A 17,153-nucleotide genomic window follows, 5' to 3' on the forward strand; every position below is an offset into this window, starting at 1 on the left:
TCAGTCGCCTTGTTGCTGTCCTTCTGTCAGGGTGTCGAGCTGGAAGCGCCCGCTCTTGTCCCACAGCCAGGTGTCGGTCCACGTGACCGCGCCCAGGCGCTGGGCGGGCGGGAAGGGCGCGGCCTGCAGCACGGCGCGCTCGATCTCGGCGATCACCTCGGGCGCGTGCTTGGGCGCGCGCAGCCAGTGCATCGAGACCACCTTGCCGCCGGCGTCCAGGTTCACCTGCAGGGTGCCGACCGCGTACAGCAGCGGCGGCATCTGGCCCTTGTAGATGCGCGAGGGGTTGGCGTTGTAGATGTGGCGTGCGGCGTCGCGGCGGTACTCGCGCGCGGTGGCTGCGCTCGAGGCGCGCGGCGCGGGGCCGCTGCCCTGTGCGTTGCTGGCGCCGCTCAGCTGGCCGGGCACCGAGCCCGTCGAGCCGCAGCCGGCGAGCCACAAGGCGGAAAGAACAGTGGCGGCCCAGGCGAGGCGGCGCGGCGTAAGCTGGCGGTTCGTCATCATCGCCGGGTTTATACCGTGAGTCGTTGCGGGCCAGGCAACCGAAGGTTTCGGGCATGAACGGTGCGGTCGATCAATTGCTGGCGCGTCTTCAACAGGAAGACGCCGTGCTGGTGCGCGTCGAGTCGACGCAGGGCTCGGCCCCGCGCGAGGCCGGCACCTGGATGGCCGTCTGGGCCGACGGGCTCACGGCCACCATCGGCGGCGGGCAGCTCGAGTTCCAGGCCACGCAGGAAGCGCGCGAGATCCTGGCCGGCACCCGCAGCCTCGACGGCGTGCAGCGCTACCCGCTGGGCCCGAGCCTGGGCCAGTGCTGCGGCGGCGTGATGTTCCTGACCTACCGGCGCATCGGCGCGGCCGACGCGCCCGCGCTGCAAAAAGAACTGGTCGCGCAGCTCGAACCCGTGGCCCTGTTCGGCGGCGGCCATGTGGGCGCCGCGCTGGCGCGCCTGCTGGCCGTGCTGCCGTTCTCGGTGCGCTGGATCGACAGCCGCGACGGCGTGTTCCCCGACGAACTGCCTGCGCAGATCGACACCGAGCACTCCGAGCCCGTGCAGGACGCCGTGGCCGCGCTCGCGCCCGGCAGCCGCGTGCTGATCATGAGCTTCAGCCATGCCGAAGACCTGGACATCGTCATCGCCTGCCTGAAGCGCCTGCGCGCGCGCAACGACCTGCCCTACATCGGCCTGATCGGCAGCAAGACCAAGTGGGCCACCTTCCGCCACCGGCTGGAGGCGCGCGGCTTCACGGCCGACGAGCTGGCGCGCGTCACCTGCCCGATCGGCGTGCCCGGCATCACGGGCAAGGAACCCGAGGTGATCGCGGTCGCCGTGGCGGCACAGTTGTTGCAATCGCTGGGCTGAACAGGGTTTTCCCTTGGCGGCGACGCCGCAAAAAGCATCCCGCCTCGCGCCAAAACTGTATACACTTTCGGTCCACAACAAGCCGCAGCGGAGCGAGGTCCATTTCAACGGACCTGCGTTCGCGGCACTTTCTCTGCTTACAGCGCCCGCGGTGGTGAGCAGGCTGAAACCCCTCCTTGGCGCCCCCACGCGCCAACAGGGTTGAGAGAGAGCACATGGAAAGCTATTACCTCGACTGGGCCAACCTGCTGCTGCGCTGGGTCCACGTCATCACCGCCATCGCCTGGATCGGCGCCTCCTTCTACTTCGTGATGCTGGACAACAGCCTCGAGAAGCCGCAGGACCAGGAATCGCTCGACAAGGGCGTAGGCGGCGAGCAATGGGCCGTGCACGGTGGCGGCTTCTACAACAGCCAGAAGTACGCGCTGGCGCCCAAGAAGCTGCCCGACCACCTGCACTGGTCGTACTGGGAAAGCTACTCGACCTGGCTCACGGGCTTTGCGCTCTTCACGATGTCGTACCTGTGGAACGCGAGCACGTACCTCATCGACAAGAGCAAGATGGACTGGCAGCCCGGCGCCGCCATTGCCGTGGCGCTGGCCTTCTTCGTCGTGTTCTGGATGGTCTACGACGGCATCTGCCAGATCTTCGGGCGCCGCAAGCACGGCGACACCATCGTCGGCGTGCTGATCGCGGTCTTCATCGCCTTCGCGACCTGGCTGGCCTGCCAGTGGTTCGCGGGCCGCGCGGCTTTCCTGCTGGTGGGCGCCATGATGGCCACCACCATGAGCGGCAACGTGTTCTTCTGGATCATCCCGGGCCAGCGCAAGAACGTGAAGGCGCTGCGCGAAGGCCGGCCGGTCGACCCGGTGCACGGCCAGCGCGGCAAGCAGCGCAGCGTGCACAACACCTACTTCACGCTGCCGGTGCTGTTCGCGATGCTGAGCAACCACTACAGCTTCACCTACACGCACAAGTACAACTGGATCGTGCTGCTGCTGATCATGCTCGGCGGCGCGGCCATCCGGCAGTTCTTCGTGGTGCGCCACCGCTTCAAGCTGGGCAACGCGGGCAACCCGCTGCCCTACGCCATGGTCGGCATCGCGGTGCTGGGCCTGACCATCGTGTGGATGAAGCCCGAGCCGGCCGCACCCGTGGCGGCCACCGCCGCCCAGGCCGCGCCCGCCGTGGCCTACCAGGACGTGCAGAAGGTGCTGGAGCAGCGCTGCTTCATGTGCCACGGCGCGGCCGTGCAGATGAAGAACGTGCGCGTCGACACGCCCGACCAGGTGACGGCGCATGCCCAGGCGATCTACCAGCAGGTCGTGGTGACCAAGATCATGCCGATGAACAACGCGACGAACATCACCGACGAAGAGCGGGCGTTGATCAGCCGCTGGTTCCAGGCCGGCGCCAAGACGAACTAGAAGACCGTGGCCTGCGAGGGCGGGCCACCGGTCGTCGCACAATCGCCGAATGGAGACAACACGCAAGCCATGACCGCATCGACCTCGCCCTCAGCAACAGCTCCCGATCCGCGCGAAGCCCCGCGCGCCTTCCTCGAACACCTGTACCGCGTGGCGGTGGACCGCGCACTGCCGCTGTCCACGCTGGGCGCGCACCTGCCCAAGCCGCCCAAGGGCCGCACCGTGGTGCTCGGCGCCGGCAAGGCCGGCGGTTCGATGGTGCAGGCGCTCGAGGCGCTGTGGCCGGCCGACGCCCCGCTGTCGGGCCTGGTCGTCACGCGCTATGACCACATCCCGCCGCGCCCCGCAGGCGTGCCGCAGCGCATCGAGCTCGTCGAAGCTGCGCACCCCGTGCCCGACGCGGCCGGCCAGCAGGCGGCCGAGCGCATCCTGGCGCTCACGCAGGGCCTCACGGCCGACGACCTCGTGCTGTGCCTCATCTCCGGCGGCGGCTCGTCGCTGCTGGTGCTGCCGGCCGAGGGCCTCACGCTGGCCGACAAGCAGCGCATCAACAAGCAGCTGCTCGACAGCGGCGCCCACATCGGCGAGATGAACTGCGTGCGCAAGCACCTGTCGCGCATCAAGGGCGGCCGGCTCGCGGCGGCCTGCGCGCCGGCGCGCGTGGTCACGCTCACCATCAGCGACGTGCCCGGCGACGACCCGGCCGTGATCGCCAGCGGCCCCACGGTGCCCGACGCCACCACCTGCGCCGACGCGCTGGCCATCCTCGACCGCTACGGCATCGAGGTGCCGGCGCCCGTGCGTGCGCAGCTCGAAAGCGGCACGCTCGAAACCCCCAAGCCCGACGACGCCGTGTTCGCCGGCCACAGCACCCACCTCATCGCCACGCCGCAGCAGTCGCTCGAAGCCGCTGCCGCCGCCGCGCGCGCCGCCGGCATCGGCGTGCACGTGCTGAGCGACGAAATGGAAGGCGAATCGCGCGAAGTGGGCAAGGTACATGCGGCGCTCGCCCGCGCCGTGGCCCTGCGCGGCGAGCCCTTCGCCCGGCCCTGCGTCATCCTGTCGGGCGGCGAAACCACGGTCACGATCCGCCCGCGCCAGCCCGGCCAGGCCAAGGGCCGCGGCGGGCGGGCCGGCGAGTTCTGCCTGGGTCTGGCCGGCGCGCTCATGGGCCAGCCGCAGGTGTGGGCGCTGGCGGCCGACACCGACGGCATCGACGGCGTGGAAGACAACGCCGGCGCCTTCGTCACGCCCGACACCCTGGCGCGCGCCACGGCGCAGGGCAAGAAGCTGTCCGACCACCTCGACCGCAACGACGCCTACGGCTATTTCGACGCCATCGGCGACCTGTTCGTGACCGGTCCGACGAACACCAACGTCAACGACTTCCGCGCGATCCTCGTGCTGTAGGCGCGCCCCGGCCCCTGGCGGGGGCCGCCGGCAAGCTTTGTGAACTCAGGTTAATCTACGGCCCCGGCGGCACTTGGCCGCCGTTGTCGCATGCGCACCCCCACGGGGTGCCGCGCCGCGCGCCCGATTTCCCGTTTCGTTTTCACCATCCAGTCCTCGAAGGAAAGAGTTCGCCATGACCGCCACCTACACCGACACCCGCCTGCTGATCGACGGCCAATGGGTCGACGCCGCCGACGGCAAGACGCTCGACGTGCTGAACCCCGCCACCGGCAAGGCCATCGGCAAGGTGGCGCACGCCAGCATCGTCGACCTCGACCGCGCCCTGGCCGCCGCCCAGCGCGGTTTCGAAGCCTGGCGCGACACGCCCGCCAACGAGCGCGCCGCCGTGATGCGCCGCGCCGCCGGCCTGATCCGCGAACGCGCCCTGGACATCGCCAAACTGCTGACGCAGGAGCAAGGCAAGCCGCTGGGCGAGGCCAAGGTCGAAATGATGGCCGCCGCCGACATCATCGAGTGGTTTGCCGACGAAGGCCGCCGCGTGTACGGCCGCATCGTGCCCTCGCGCAACCTGGCCGCGCAGCAGCTGGTCATCAAGGAGCCGGTCGGCCCCGTCGCGGCCTTCACGCCGTGGAACTTCCCCGTCAACCAGATCGTGCGCAAGCTCGGCGCCGCGCTGGCCACCGGCTGCTCCTTCCTGGTGAAGGCGCCCGAGGAAACCCCGGCCTCGCCGGCCGCGCTGCTGAAGGCTTTCGTCGACGCCGGCATTCCGGGCGGCGTGGTGGGCCTGGTGTTCGGCAACCCGGGCGAGATCTCGAGCTACCTCATCGCGCACCCGATCATCCGCAAGGTCACCTTCACCGGCTCGACCCCGGTCGGCAAGCAACTGGCCGCGCTGGCCGGTTCGCACATGAAGCGCGTCACGATGGAACTGGGCGGTCACGCCCCGGTGATCGTGGCCGAAGACGCCGACGTGGCGCTGGCCGTCAAGGCCGCCGGTGCCGCCAAGTTCCGCAACGCCGGCCAGGTCTGCATTTCGCCGACCCGCTTCCTGGTGCACAACAGCCTGCGCCATGAGTTCGCGAGCCTGCTGGTCAAGCACGCCGAAGGCCTCAAGCTCGGTGACGGCCTGGTCGAAGGCACCAACCTCGGCCCGCTGGCCAACGCCCGCCGCCTCACGGCCATGGCCCATGTGCTGGAAGACGCGCGCAAGAAGGGCGCCACCATCGCCACCGGCGGCGAACGCGTCGGCGACACCGGCAACTTCTTCGCGCCCACCGTCATCACCGACGTGCCGCTGGACGCCGACGTGTTCAACAACGAACCCTTCGGCCCCATCGCCGCCATCCGCGGCTTCGACACGCTCGAAGAAGCCATCACCGAAGCCAACCGCCTGCCGTTCGGCCTGGCCGGCTATGCCTTCACCAAGTCGATCAAGAGCGCGCACCTGCTGAGCCAGAAGCTCGAGCTGGGCATGCTGTGGATCAACCAGCCCGCCACGCCCTCGCCGGAAATGCCGTTCGGCGGCGTGAAGGATTCGGGCTACGGTTCGGAAGGTGGCCCCGAGGCGATCGAGGCTTACCTCAACACCAAGGCTGTTTCGATCCTCGGCGTTTAACTAGTCTTCGGCGGAGGCGTTCCAGAACGCCTGCTGGACGCCTTCCAGGGTTTCCAGCTCCGCGATCACCTGGTCGAGCTCCTCGGGCTCGACCGCGGTGGCATACAGCGTCGCGGCAATCTCCGTGTCGGCCTGCCCGAAGGCGTGCTGGTCGATGTCGCGCACCGGGTAGTTCGCGGCTTCCAGCTGCACCAGCAGCTGGTCCATCACCTCGGGCCGCGCCGCGCGCGAACAGATCACGCGCACCGTGTAGGTCGCCTCGCTCGATTCCTCGTGCACCGGGCGGCGGTTGATGCGGTTCACCACCGGCCGCAGCAGCGTGTTGCTCGCCAGCACGAAGAGCGCGGCGATCAGCGCCTCGCCCAGCAGGTCGGCGCCCGCGCAGGCGCCCACCGCGGCCGACCCCCACAGCGTGGCGGCCGTGTTCAGGCCCGTGATGTTGGCGCCTTCCTTCATGATCGCGCCCGCGCCCAGAAAACCGATGCCCGAGACCACGTAGGCGACCACGCGCACCGCGCCGTCGGGGCCGCCCAGGCGGGCCGCCATGTCGACGAACACGGCGGCGCCGACGGCCACCAGCGTGTTGGTGCGCAGCCCCGCGGTGCGCTGGCGCACCTGGCGCTCGAAGCCGATCAGCGAGCCCAGCAGAAAGGCCGCACCCACGCTGACCAGGGTGTCCAGCAGCGAGGGCAGGTTGATGTGGCGAATGGCTTCCATGAGTGATCCTCCTGATCCTCTGTGTGCGAAGCAGGGTAGCGGCCTTGTGTGACAGCCGCGACCCTGCGTTCGCCGGGTGGTTCTTGTCTTACTGCCAGCCGTACTTGCGTGCGTACCAGCCCTTCACGGCCTGCGTCAGCGTCGCGTAGCCGACGAGCATCAGCACCAGCCAGGGGAAGTACGCGAGCGGCAGCGCCTGCAGCTTGAAGTAGTGCGCCAGCGGCCCCATCGGCAGCCAGATGCCCACGGCCGCAATGGCCGCGCCCATCGCCAGCAGCGGCCAGGCCGCGCGGCTTTGCAGGAACGGGATCTTGCGGGTGCGGATCAGGTGCACGATCAGCGTCTGCGACAGCAGGCCCTCGATGAACCAGCCCGACTGGAACAGCGTCTGGTGCTCCACCGAGTTGGCCGCGAACACGAACCACATCACGGTGTAGGTCAGGATGTCGAACACCGAGCTCAGCGGCCCGAAGAACACCATGAAGCGGCCCAGGTCGGCCGGGTTCCAGCGCTGCGGCGTCTTCAGGAACTCTTCGTCCACGTTGTCGAAAGGGATCGCGATCTGCGACACGTCGTACAGCAGGTTCTGCACCAGCAGGTGCAGCGGCAGCATCGGCAAAAAGGGCAGGAAGGCACTGGCCACCAGCACCGAGAACACGTTGCCGAAGTTCGAGCTGGCCGTGATCTTGATGTACTTGAGCATGTTGGCGAAGGTGCGGCGGCCTTCGACCACGCCTTGCTCCAGCACCATCAGGCTCTTCTCGAGCAGGATGATGTCGGCCGATTCCTTGGCCACGTCCACCGCGCCGTCCACCGAGATGCCGATGTCGGCGGCGCGCAGCGCGGGCGCGTCGTTGATGCCGTCGCCCATGAAGCCGACCACGTGGCCGTTGGCATGCAGCGCCTGCACGATGCGTTCCTTGTGCGCGGGCGTGAGCTTGGCGAACACCTGGCGCATTTCCACCACCTGCCGCAGCTCGGCCTCGTTCATGCGCTCGACCTCGTGGCCCAGCACCATGCGTCCGGCGTCGATGCCGACGTCGCCGCAGACCTTGCGCGTGACCAGTTCGTTGTCGCCGGTCAGCACCTTCACCGCCACGCCGTGCGCGGCCAGCGCCTGCAGCGCGGGCGCGGTCGATTCCTTCGGCGGATCGAGGAAGGCCACGTAGCCCAGCAGCGTGAGACCCGCCTCGTCGGCCACGCCGTAGGCCGGCTTGCGCGCGTCGGCGTGCAGCGTGCGGCTGGCCACGGCCACCACGCGCAGGCCCTGGGCATTGAGTTCCGAGGCCACGCGATGGATGCGCGCCATCACGTCGGCGTCGAGCGCGAGCACTTCGGCGCCGCGTTCGACCGAGGTGCACACCGACAGGATCTCTTCGAGCGCGCCCTTGCAGATCAGCAGGTGCTCGTCCTCGCCGTGCGCCACCACCACCGACATGCGACGGCGCGAGAAGTCGAAGGGCACCTCGTCGACCTTGCGCCAGCTCGTCTGCAGCTGCGCATCGAGCTGCACCTCGGCGTGGCTCAGCACGGCCTTGTCGAGCAGGTTCTTCAGCCCGGTCTGGTGAAAGCTGTTGAGGTAGGCCTGCTGCAGCACGTGGTCGGAGTCTTCGCCCCAGGCGTTGGTGTGGCGTTCGAGCACGATGCGGTCCTGCGTGAGCGTGCCGGTCTTGTCGGTGCACAGCACGTCCATCGCACCGAAGTTGTGAATGGCCTCGAGCCGCTTCACGATCACCTTGCGGCGCGACATCACGACCGCGCCCTTGGCCAGCGTGGCCGTCACGATCATCGGCAGCATTTCGGGCGTGAGGCCGACCGCGATCGACAGCGCGAACAGCGCCGCCTCCCACCAGTCGCCCTTGGTCACGCCGTTGATCACCAGCACCAGCGGCGCCATCACCAGCATGAAGCGGATCAGCAGCCAGCTCACGCGGTTGATGCCGGCCTGGAAGGCGGTGGTGCCGCGGTCGGTCGCGCTCACGCGCTGGGCCAGCGCGCCGAAGAAGGTGCGCTCGCCGGTGTGCACGATCACGGCAGTGGCGGTGCCGCTGATCACGTTCGTGCCCATGAAGAGCAGGTTGTCGCGCTCCAGCACGCCGGCCTGGTGGTCGGCGGCGGTGGCTGCAAACTTCTCCACCGGCATCGATTCGCCGGTGAGCGCCGACTGGCTGATGAACAGGTCTTTCGCCGAGAGCAGGCGCGCGTCGGCCGGGATCATGTCGCCGGCCGACAGCGCGATCACGTCGCCGGGCACGAGGTCGCGCATCGGCACTTCCATGCGCTGCGTGCCGGCGTGCGCGAGGTCGAAGCCGTCGTCACCCGCGCGGCCAGCCTTCTCGCCCGGCGCGGGGCGCAGCACCGTCGAGGTGTTGCTCACCATCGCCTTGAGCCGGTCGGCCGCCTTGTTGGAGCGCGACTCCTGCAGGAAGCGCAGCACGGTCGACAGCAGCACCATGCTGCCGATCACCACCGTGGCCTTCGTGTCCTCGGTGATGTAGGAGACCAGCGCGAGCACCGTCAGCAGCAGGTTGAAGGGGTTGCGGTAGCACTGCCACAGGTGGTTCCACCACGGCAGCGGCTGCTCGTGGCGCACCTCGTTGCTGCCCAGCCGCTTGCGCAGCGCGAGCGCGTGCGCTTCGGTGAGGCCTTGCGACGAGCTGTTCATGCGCACCAGCACCTCGCCCGCGTCGGTGTGCGAGGCGGCGGCCAGCGCCTTGGCGATCTCGGCCGGCATCGCGGCCGAGCCGAGGCTGCTGGGCTTGGCGCTCAGCAGCGTCTGCCAGCGCTCGAAGTGATGCCGCATGTGGCGGCTGCGCAGGAAGCTTTCGAAAAAGGACTTCAGGACGTTCTTCATTGTTTTTCTCCTGTGTGGGGGCGCTCAGCGAGCGAACGCCCAGGTGAGGCCCAGCGTCCAGCCGCGCGGGCCGTCGTGGCGCAGGTCGCGGGCGTGGCTGAGATCGACGTTGACGGACGGGGTGGCCGTCCAGCGCAGACCGGCGCGCCAGGCGTTGCGCCCGCCTTCGCGGAAGCGCTCGGCCACGAGCGAGAGCGCGGGCAGGGCGGCCCATTCGAGCGCCGCGCCCGAGTGGCTGGTGCTCGGTTGTGCGCGATGGAAGTCGCGGCCCAGGTTCAGGTGGGCGCGCCAGGCGTCGTCGAACTGCCAGGTGACGGGGATCACCACGCTGCTGTCGGCCAGGCGCAGCGAGGCGTGGCCGGCATCACTGCGCTGCCACGTGGCCGAGGCCAGCACGCCGGTGCTCAGCGTGTCGGTGAGCGCAAAGGCCCACTTGATCTGCGGGCCGGCGCGCACGGTGCGGCCGTCGGCACCGCGCTCGCGCTCGAGGTTCAGGCCCAGCTCGATGGGGCCGACACGGCAGGCCGGGCCGAGGTGCACGAGGCGCTGGCCGCCCCAGGTCTCGATCTGGCACTGGCCCGGATCGAGGATGGCGGCGTCGTCCACCGAATGGTGGCCGCCGGCGGCGTGGGTCTGCGTGGCGGCCAGGCCGCAGAGGGTGGCGAGCCAGGCGCGGCTTGGCGCGGGGCGGCGGGGGGCAAAGGGGCGGGCGGTGGAACGGGCGGCCGTGGCCGTCCGCACGACACGCCGCAGGCGTTCGCGGGTCATGGGGGTTTCTCCTTCGGGTGCGGCGCGCCGCGAAGGAAGGAAACGCCCGTGACGACTTGCTTAATTACTCAGCAGTCAGCCGGCGGCGCTCCTCCGCAGCGCGGCAGGCTGCGAGGTGAGTGGGGGATCGATCGGGCAGTGAAGGCGGCGCACAGCGGCGCAAGCAAGGGTCCGGGTCCATGAGGGCCTCCTGTTCTGTGGGGTGGCAGGGGCGGGCTTCAGCGGCGCGTGGTGCCGTGGCCGGGCGGGTCGAGCAGCAGGAAGAAGCTGCGGATGCGGCGCGTGGTCCACAGCGCGGCGGCGCGGTCCAGGGCCTGCTCGTCGTCGACGTGCGGGGCCGGGTTCACACGCACAGGCGCACCGGCGTGCGCCGACGGGCGACCGTGCGACGGTTGCACCTGCGGATGCAGCGGACGAATCTGAAACTGGCGCATGACAAGGCTCCTTCACGCTGAAGGGCCTCGCGCACGGACGCACGCAAGCTGACTGACAAAGTCAGCGACGAAGAACAACGGGAATCGGTAGGGAGAGCCGCTTGCCCGAGGGGCAAGGGGTTCGCGCTGCGGACACGGCGGCCGCCAGCGCGGGAGCTGCCTGCGCTAGAGGGCCGGGGGTGTCACGCCTGCCGAGGCACGCGTCTTGTCACTGATCCAACTGGCACTGTCCACGCACGGGGCTCCGAAATGATGATTTCCGGATTGTTGCACCGCATCATTGGCAGCGTCAACCCTTGGCATGAAGCAACAGGCTGCGTCGGGGCTGCGTGGCGTGGAGCCGGACCTCGTTCGCGCTGCGTTCGATAGGGGCCGGAAACCAGCGGAAGATGTTCGAGTCGCTGCGCCAGCCGTTGCTGAAGCGCACGAACAGGAAGCCCGAGATGGCATTGCCCAGGTCGTCCACCGGAATGCCCGCGGCGCGCAGGGCCTCGACCTCTTGCGCGGCACTCATGTCGAAGGGAAGTTTCAGCGTGATGCTCGCGCTGTGAAGACTGGGTCGGGGCATCGTGACCTCCTTTGCACTGACCAAGGGCCGTAGTGAAGCGCAAGGAGTTGTGTCAGGCGATACCGAAGATATGGGAGCTGTCCATTGGAGAGAGGGGGTGCGATTCGCCCTCGCTCCCTCGTGGCATCCCCCGACCGGGGGATGCCAGGGGTAGGGTGGCCTATGCCGAATGCCTGCCCTCTGTGCCTATAGTCGACGCGCATGAAATCAAGCACTCCCGCCATCCTGTTCGTGTGCACAGGGAACATCTGCCGTTCGCCGACCGCGCACGCATTGCTGCTTCACAAGGCGCAGCGCGCGGGCTTCGCGGTGGAGGTCGACAGCGCCGCCATCTCCGACGAGGAGCGCGGCAATCCGCCCGACCCGCGCTCGGTGGCCGAGGCGCTGCGGCGCGGCATCGCGATGCCCGCGCACCGCGCACGCCAGGTGCATGCGGCCGACTTCGAACGCTTCGACTGGCTCATCGGCATGACGCAGCAGCACTGCGCCGCATTGCGCCGGCGTGCGCCCGCCGATGCGGCGCGCAAGGTGCGCCTGCTCTCGGAGTTTGCGCAGGCCATCGGCGGCGACGTGCCCGACCCGTGGTACGGCGGCCACCAGGCCTTCATCGAGGCCTTCGACCTGATCGACCTCGGCGTGGAAGGCCTGCTCGCGCAGCTGCGTCGCGACGCGGCCTGAACCTGCGTGCCTTGTTCAGCCCGTGCAGAGCGCGCGGATCGTCGGCGGAATCGGCACTGCGCGGATGCCGCCGCCTTCGCGCTTCGCGGCAAAGATCCGCACCTCTTCGCATTCGAGGATGAGGTCGTCGCCACGCGTCACGCGGTAGGTCTGCACGAAGCTCTTGTCGCGCCATTCGGTGATGCGCACCGCGATGTTCAGCGTGTCGCCGTAGCTGGCCGCCTTGACGAACCGCGTGTGCGTGTCGACCAGCGGCGTGCCGATCACGCCGAGGGTCTGGGCCGTTTCTTCCCAGCGCGGCACGCCGCACTCGGCAAAGAAGTGGCGCGAAGCCGCGTCGATCCAGCGGAAGAAGTTGGGAAACCAGACGATGCCGGCCGGGTCGCAGTCGCCGAACTCGACGCGTGCGGTGTAGACGACTTCCTTGCCGGAAACGTCGTGGGGAGAGGGAGTGCTGCTCATCCGTCGATTGTCCCGGCTGCTCAGTCGGCCTTGATGCCGCGCTCGCGGATGAGCGCGCCGAAGCGTTGCGAGTCTGCCGCCGCACGGCGCTGGAAATCGGCCGGCGTGCCCGGCGCCGGCTCGCCGCCGATGGCCGCGATGCGCTCCTTCACCGCCGGCAGCGCGAGCGCGCGGTTGACCTGCGTGTTGAGTTGCGCCACCACCTCGGGTGGCGTGCCGGCCGGGGCGTAGAAGCCGAACACCGTGTCGGCGTCGAAGCCGCGCAGGCCGGCCTCGTCGAGTGTGGGCACGTCGGGGAACTGGGACGAGCGGTGCGGGCTGCCCACGGCCAGCAGCTTGAGCTTGCCGGCGCGCACCTGGTTCAGGGCAATGCCGGGGTCGAAGGCGTAGTCGATCTGGCCGGCCAGCAGGTCCTGCAAGGCGGGCGCCGCGCCGCGGTACGGCACGTGCAGCGCGAACAGGCCGGCCTGGCTCTTGAACATTTCGCCTGCCAGGTGCGGCGAGCTGCCGTTGCCCGGCGAGCCGTACGACAGTTTGCCGGGGTTGGCCTTGAGGTAGGCCATGAACGACTTCACGTCGGTCGGTGGCAGCGACGGCCGCGTGACCAGGAACACCAGCACGCGCGCGGCCGCGGCCACGGGCACCAGGTCCTTGGCGGGGTCGAAGCTCATGCGCGCATACAGGTGCGGGTTCACCGACACCATGCCGCCCGAGCTCATGAGCAGCGTGTAGCCGTCGGCCGCCGCGCGCGCCACGGCCTCGCCGCCGACGTTGCCGTTGGCGCCGCCGCGGTTCTCGATCACCACGGGCTGCTTCAGCGCCTCCTGCAGCGGCTGCGAGACGGCGCGCGCGAGCTGGTCGGCCGCGCCGCCGGCCGGGAAGTTGACGATCACCTTGATGGGCTTGGAGGGCCAGGTGTCGGCGTGCACGGCGGGCGCGCACAGGGCGGTGCCGGCCAGGGCGAACGCCAGCAGCAGGCGGCGCGATGAAACGGGGGCGGAACGTGGGGTCATGGTTCTTTGTCTCCTCAGATCGTGGTCGTTGTCTTGGGCCGCTTCATCCAGCGGATGGGTTGCGCCTGCACCGGGCGCGGCGCGGCGCCGTGGCGCGTGAGCGCGGCGTCCAGCGCCTTGCCGCCTTCGTCCGCGAGCGCGGCCTCGCGGGCCGCCGCGATCGCCTCGGCGCGCGCGGCGGGCTGCAGCGTGGCGCGGCCCGCGAGCTCGTCGATCACGTGCAGCAGGTTGTGCTTGCCGCGCTCGTTGGTGCTGCCGTAGCCCTTGATGAGCCGGCCGCACAGCGCCAGCTCGCGGCCCAGCGCCCAGTGCGCGCGCGTGCCGGCCTCGACGGCGGCCAGCCAGCGTTCGATCAGCGCCTGCTCTTCGGCAAAGCGGCTGCCGCGCCGGCGCAGCCAGGTGAGCGAGGCCAGCAGCCGCAGCGAAGCCATGCCCAGCACCGAGTGGCTGCCCACCTGCAGCGGCAGCGCCCAGGGTGCAAGTCCGCGCGACTGGCGGGCGCGGTCCCAGGCGGTCACGCGGCGTGCGAGCGACGGCGGCAGCAGCGCGGCGAACTCGGGCGCGCCGGGCTTGAAGTGGTCGAAGACCTTCACGAGGTCGTCGTCGCCCGCGCGCACTTCCTGGCGCACGCGCTGCGCACGGCTGGCGCGGCCCTTCAGCGCGGCCACGCGCACGATGTCGTCGAAGGCCATCCACAGCGCCAGCCAGCGCGCCATTTCGCGCGTGACCGCGAAGCCCTGCGCGCCCGACGGATCGGCGGCGCGCTCGGCCTCGAGCACCCGCGCGAGGCGCTCGGCGTACAGCGCGGCATACGCGCCGTCCTGGTAGTCGCGCACCCGCGCATGGCCCAGCGCCAGCATGTCGTGCACGGCCGGCGGAAAGCGGCGCGCCACGTCGTCGGGCAGGGCCTGCGGCGGCGGGGGCGCGTCGCGCGTGTCGTCGCCGGCCAGCACGCCCTGCACGAAGGCGGCCTGGGCGCGCGGCGCGCGCACGGCCTCGAAGGCGGCGGCAAAGCCGCGCAGGCTGGCGGCGGCCATCTTGCCGAGCTTGTCGGGCGCGACCGCGTCGCCGCCGCGCACCGCGCGCTCGTAGGCTTCGCGCGGGAACGGGAACAGGCCGCTGCCCGCGATCGCGCCCAGCATCACGGCACTGACCACCGTGCCGGCCTCGCGCGCCATGGCGCCCATGTCGAGCACGTGGTGCTCGCGGCTGAAGGCCTTGACCACGTCCAGCAGTCGCTGCGCGTCGGCGCGGCCGTCGCCGGGCACCATGCGCTCGGCCGTGGTGAGGACGCGCGCCGACGAGCTGATGACCAGCGTGCGCAGCGGCGCGCTCATGCCGTTGCCGATCTGGCGCGTGGTCTCCAGCAGCTCGGACGAGACGATCGCGTCGAGCGCGCCCGGCACCGGGCCCAGGCTGAACACCGGGCGCCGGCCGCCGAGTTGTGCCATCGGCACCGGGAACACTTCGAGGTAGTAGGTGGTCGCGCCGGTGCGCTGCGCCACGCCGGGGATCGACGTGCTCTGCGCCGCGTAGCCCGCGTGCCGTGCGGCGTCGACCAGCCATTCGGTGAGCACGCCGCCGCCTTCGCCGCCGAGGGCGCAGACGAGCAGGGTGGTGGGACGGTTCTGTTCCATGTCTCGGTTCTCTTTCATGCCGGCCGCAGGGCGCCGACGATCGCGCTGCGCAGGCCGTGCAGCAGGCGTTCGTGCCATTTCGGGTTCTGCACCACCTCGGCGCGGTAGAAGCTCGGGCACAGCGTGGCCGCGTGCGCGTTGGCGCCGCACAGGCCGCAGCCCACGCAGCCGTCGATGACCACGGCCACCGGGTCGACCTTCAGCGGATCGGGGTTGTCCTTGAGCGTGAGCGTGGGGCAGCCCGACAGGCGGATGCAGGCGTGGTCGCCGTTGCACACGTCCTCGTCGACGCCGTACTTCACGCGCACCACACGTTTGCCCTTTTTGAGCAGGCCGGCGATCCACGGCTTGATGCGGCGCTGCCGCTCGAGCTGGCACTCGCCCTCGGCGATCACCACCTTCAGGCCGTTGAAGTCGCTCGTGAGCGCCTCGGTGAGGGTCTTGCGCATGCGCTCCACGTCGTAGGTGGTCACGGTGCGCATCCACTGCACGCCCAGGCCCTTCAGCGTGGCCTCGATGGTCTGGTTCTTGTCGACCAGGCTCTGCTGCTTGTCGACGGCGCGTTCCTTGATCTCGTCGTCGGGCGTGGAGATGATGTCCTGCGTGCCGGTGGCCGAGGTGTAGCCGTTCTTGAAGATCAGCAGCACCGCGTCGTCGTCGTTGAACAGCGCGCTCTGCACGCCCGTGAGCAGGCCGTTGTGCCAGAAGCCGCCGTCGCCCATGATCGACAGCGTGCGCCGGTTCATCATCGGCGCCACGCCCGCGCGGCTGGCCAGGCTCATGCCGTAGCCGAGGATCGAGTGGCCCATCGAGAACGGCTCGAAGGTGCCGAAGGCATGGCAGCCGATGTCGGCCGCGATGTGCACCGGCCCGGTCTCCTGCTGCGCCAGCTTGAGGGCCGAGAACACCGGCCGCTCGGGGCAGCCCACGCAGAAGCTCGGCGGGCGGTTGGGCAGCGGCGCATCGAGTCGGCGCGCCACCGCTTCGCGGCGTTCGCGGTTGCCGGCCAGCCAGGCCTGCGCCGACGTGGCGGCTTCGCTCGCGCCGAGGTAGCGTTCGGCAAAGGCCGCGAGGCCGCCCGACAGCACCTCCACGCCGTACTCACCGGCCTGCGGCAGCAGGTCCTTGCCGTGCAGCGGGGTCTGGATGTCGCGGCGGCGCAGCAAGGTGGCGATGTCCTGCTCGATGTACTCGGGCTGGCCTTCTTCCACCACCAGCACCGCGCGCTTGCCGATGCAGAAGTCGGCCACCTGCTCGGGCACCAGCGGGTAGGTCACGTTGAGCACCAAGATCGGGATGTCGGTGTCGCCGAAGGCATCGGCCAGGCCCTGCTGCTGCAGGCTGCGGATCAGCGCGTTGTACAGCCCGCCCTGCACCACGATGCCCAGGTCGGGGTGGCGCCGGCCGGGCATCAGCTCGTTGAGGCCGTTGGCGATGATGTGGCGGCGCGCGGCCGGCATGCGCTCGTCGCCCTTGAGCTTCTCGTGGCGGAAGGTGACGGGCGGGTGTGCCAGGCGCATGTAGTCGAAGCCCGCGGGCTCGTCCATCAGCGCGCGCGTGGACACGGCGGGCGCGATGTTGTCCTTGCAGTCGAAGCTGCCGCGCACGTGGCAGGTGCGGATGCGCAGCTCCATCAGGCAGGGCATGTTCGAGGCCTCCGACAGCTGGAAGCCCTGCTCGACCATGCGCACCATCACGCCCAGGTCGGGCCGCGGATCGAGCAGGCACATGCTCGACTTGAGCGCGTAGGCGTGCGTGCGCTCCTGGATCACGCTGGCGCCTTCGCCGTAGTCCTCGCCCACCACGATCAGCACGCCGCCCGTCACGCCCGGCGACGACAGGTTCGACAGCGCATCGGCCGCCACGTTGGTGCCGACGATCGACTTCCAGGTCACGGCGCCGCGCAGCGGGTAGTGGATGGACGCGCCGAGCATCGCCGCCGCCGAGGCCTCGTTGGAGCAGGCCTCGACGTGCACGCCCAGCTCGTCCATGTAGGCCTTGCCCTGCACCATCACGTCCAGCAGGTGCGACACCGGCGCGCCCTGGTAGCCGCCGACGTAGGCCACGCCCGACTGCAGCAGGCCCTTGGTGATCGCGAGGATGCCCTCGCCGTGGAAGGTATCGCCCGCGCCCAGGCGCAGCATTTCCACTTCCTTGCTGAATGAAACTTCCATCGTGTCTCGTGCTTCTTGTCGTGGGGAGA

15 protein-coding genes are annotated in these 17,153 nt (G+C 69.9%); 5 read left to right on the top strand and 10 right to left on the bottom strand.

Going from position 1 to position 17,153, the window contains the following annotated elements:
* A complete protein-coding gene (locus AC1RGU_RS02160; protein ID WP_095946742.1) occupies nt 1–504 on the bottom strand; it encodes a hypothetical protein in 504 nt (167 codons plus the stop codon).
* Nucleotides 505–557: 53 nt separating this feature from the next.
* Between AC1RGU_RS02160 and xdhC the strand changes: the two genes are divergently transcribed.
* From xdhC to AC1RGU_RS02180, 4 genes are all read left to right on the top strand, one after another.
* Complete coding sequence (gene xdhC / locus AC1RGU_RS02165; RefSeq protein ID WP_492694419.1) at nt 558–1,364, top strand: xanthine dehydrogenase accessory protein XdhC; 807 nt, start codon at nt 558–560, stop codon at nt 1,362–1,364.
* Between the two features lie 215 nt (nt 1,365–1,579).
* Entirely contained in the window at nt 1,580–2,791 is a 1,212-nt protein-coding gene (locus AC1RGU_RS02170; RefSeq protein WP_159274485.1) for a urate hydroxylase PuuD, read from the top strand.
* A gap of 69 nt (nt 2,792–2,860) precedes the next feature.
* Nucleotides 2,861–4,201 carry a glycerate kinase type-2 family protein gene (locus AC1RGU_RS02175; RefSeq protein WP_492694421.1) on the top strand — a complete coding sequence of 447 codons (1,341 nt, stop codon included), beginning with the start codon at nt 2,861–2,863 and terminating at the stop codon, nt 4,199–4,201.
* A 175-nt stretch (nt 4,202–4,376) separates the two neighbouring features.
* Nucleotides 4,377–5,819 (top strand): NAD-dependent succinate-semialdehyde dehydrogenase, encoded by a 1,443-nt coding sequence (locus tag AC1RGU_RS02180; RefSeq protein WP_307584601.1) that lies wholly within the window; start codon nt 4,377–4,379, stop codon nt 5,817–5,819.
* Here AC1RGU_RS02180 and AC1RGU_RS02185 read toward each other — a convergent pair whose 3' ends face one another.
* The 5 genes from AC1RGU_RS02185 to AC1RGU_RS02205 form a co-directional block, all read right to left on the bottom strand.
* A complete protein-coding gene (locus AC1RGU_RS02185) occupies nt 5,820–6,536 on the bottom strand; it encodes an MgtC/SapB family protein (protein WP_062480849.1) in 717 nt (238 codons plus the stop codon). It lies immediately after the preceding gene.
* 88 nt (nt 6,537–6,624) lie between these two features.
* Entirely contained in the window at nt 6,625–9,390 is a 2,766-nt protein-coding gene (mgtA, locus tag AC1RGU_RS02190; protein ID WP_492694423.1) for a magnesium-translocating P-type ATPase, read from the bottom strand.
* Between the two features lie 24 nt (nt 9,391–9,414).
* Nucleotides 9,415–10,158, bottom strand: a complete 744-nt coding sequence (locus AC1RGU_RS02195; protein ID WP_492694425.1) for a PA4824 family protein — start codon at nt 10,156–10,158, stop codon at nt 9,415–9,417.
* Between the two features lie 218 nt (nt 10,159–10,376).
* Entirely contained in the window at nt 10,377–10,592 is a 216-nt protein-coding gene (locus tag AC1RGU_RS02200) for a hypothetical protein (RefSeq protein ID WP_095946751.1), read from the bottom strand.
* A 289-nt stretch (nt 10,593–10,881) separates the two neighbouring features.
* Nucleotides 10,882–11,160 (bottom strand): hypothetical protein, encoded by a 279-nt coding sequence (locus AC1RGU_RS02205; protein WP_492694427.1) that lies wholly within the window; start codon nt 11,158–11,160, stop codon nt 10,882–10,884.
* A gap of 201 nt (nt 11,161–11,361) precedes the next feature.
* Here AC1RGU_RS02205 and AC1RGU_RS02210 point away from each other — a divergent pair, with 201 nt between their 5' ends.
* Nucleotides 11,362–11,838, top strand: coding sequence for a low molecular weight protein-tyrosine-phosphatase (locus AC1RGU_RS02210; RefSeq protein ID WP_492694429.1), 477 nt, complete (start codon nt 11,362–11,364; stop codon nt 11,836–11,838).
* Nucleotides 11,839–11,853: 15 nt separating this feature from the next.
* On the opposite strand, the gene AC1RGU_RS02215 is transcribed toward AC1RGU_RS02210, so the two are convergent.
* From AC1RGU_RS02215 to AC1RGU_RS02230, 4 genes are read right to left on the bottom strand one after another with little or no spacing between them, the layout of a single operon-like run.
* On the bottom strand, nt 11,854–12,300 hold the full coding sequence (locus AC1RGU_RS02215; protein ID WP_492694431.1) for an acyl-CoA thioesterase: 447 nt from the start codon (nt 12,298–12,300) through the stop codon (nt 11,854–11,856).
* A 20-nt stretch (nt 12,301–12,320) separates the two neighbouring features.
* The gene (locus AC1RGU_RS02220; protein WP_492694432.1) at nt 12,321–13,313 is read right to left on the bottom strand and encodes a Bug family tripartite tricarboxylate transporter substrate binding protein; all 993 of its coding nucleotides are present in this window, start codon (nt 13,311–13,313) and stop codon (nt 12,321–12,323) included.
* A 14-nt stretch (nt 13,314–13,327) separates the two neighbouring features.
* Nucleotides 13,328–14,950: an indolepyruvate oxidoreductase subunit beta family protein gene (locus tag AC1RGU_RS02225; protein ID WP_492694434.1), complete on the bottom strand. Its 1,623-nt coding sequence runs from the start codon at nt 14,948–14,950 to the stop codon at nt 13,328–13,330.
* Between the two features lie 14 nt (nt 14,951–14,964).
* Nucleotides 14,965–17,124, bottom strand: a complete 2,160-nt coding sequence (locus AC1RGU_RS02230; protein WP_492694436.1) for a thiamine pyrophosphate-dependent enzyme — start codon at nt 17,122–17,124, stop codon at nt 14,965–14,967.
* Nucleotides 17,125–17,153: the final 29 nt, after the last annotated feature.

Source organism: Variovorax sp. GW823-FHT02B07, from assembly GCF_058797695.1.

Excerpts from the sequence above, each read along its gene's own strand:
- AC1RGU_RS02215 (WP_492694431.1), bottom strand. The coding sequence starts at position 12,300 with ATGAGCAGCACTCCCTCTCCCCACGACGTTTCCGGCAAGGAAGTCGTC.
- AC1RGU_RS02160 (WP_095946742.1), bottom strand. The coding sequence starts at position 504 with ATGATGACGAACCGCCAGCTTACGCCGCGCCGCCTCGCCTGGGCCGCC.
- AC1RGU_RS02230 (WP_492694436.1), bottom strand. The coding sequence starts at position 17,124 with ATGGAAGTTTCATTCAGCAAGGAAGTGGAAATGCTGCGCCTGGGCGCG.
- AC1RGU_RS02210 (WP_492694429.1), top strand. The coding sequence starts at position 11,362 with ATGAAATCAAGCACTCCCGCCATCCTGTTCGTGTGCACAGGGAACATC.
- xdhC (WP_492694419.1), top strand. The coding sequence starts at position 558 with ATGAACGGTGCGGTCGATCAATTGCTGGCGCGTCTTCAACAGGAAGAC.
- AC1RGU_RS02175 (WP_492694421.1), top strand. The coding sequence starts at position 2,861 with ATGACCGCATCGACCTCGCCCTCAGCAACAGCTCCCGATCCGCGCGAA.
- AC1RGU_RS02195 (WP_492694425.1), bottom strand. The coding sequence starts at position 10,158 with ATGACCCGCGAACGCCTGCGGCGTGTCGTGCGGACGGCCACGGCCGCC.
- mgtA (WP_492694423.1), bottom strand. The coding sequence starts at position 9,390 with ATGAAGAACGTCCTGAAGTCCTTTTTCGAAAGCTTCCTGCGCAGCCGC.
- AC1RGU_RS02220 (WP_492694432.1), bottom strand. The coding sequence starts at position 13,313 with ATGACCCCACGTTCCGCCCCCGTTTCATCGCGCCGCCTGCTGCTGGCG.
- AC1RGU_RS02205 (WP_492694427.1), bottom strand. The coding sequence starts at position 11,160 with ATGCCCCGACCCAGTCTTCACAGCGCGAGCATCACGCTGAAACTTCCC.
- AC1RGU_RS02180 (WP_307584601.1), top strand. The coding sequence starts at position 4,377 with ATGACCGCCACCTACACCGACACCCGCCTGCTGATCGACGGCCAATGG.
- AC1RGU_RS02185 (WP_062480849.1), bottom strand. The coding sequence starts at position 6,536 with ATGGAAGCCATTCGCCACATCAACCTGCCCTCGCTGCTGGACACCCTG.
- AC1RGU_RS02225 (WP_492694434.1), bottom strand. The coding sequence starts at position 14,950 with ATGGAACAGAACCGTCCCACCACCCTGCTCGTCTGCGCCCTCGGCGGC.
- AC1RGU_RS02170 (WP_159274485.1), top strand. The coding sequence starts at position 1,580 with ATGGAAAGCTATTACCTCGACTGGGCCAACCTGCTGCTGCGCTGGGTC.
- AC1RGU_RS02200 (WP_095946751.1), bottom strand. The coding sequence starts at position 10,592 with ATGCGCCAGTTTCAGATTCGTCCGCTGCATCCGCAGGTGCAACCGTCG.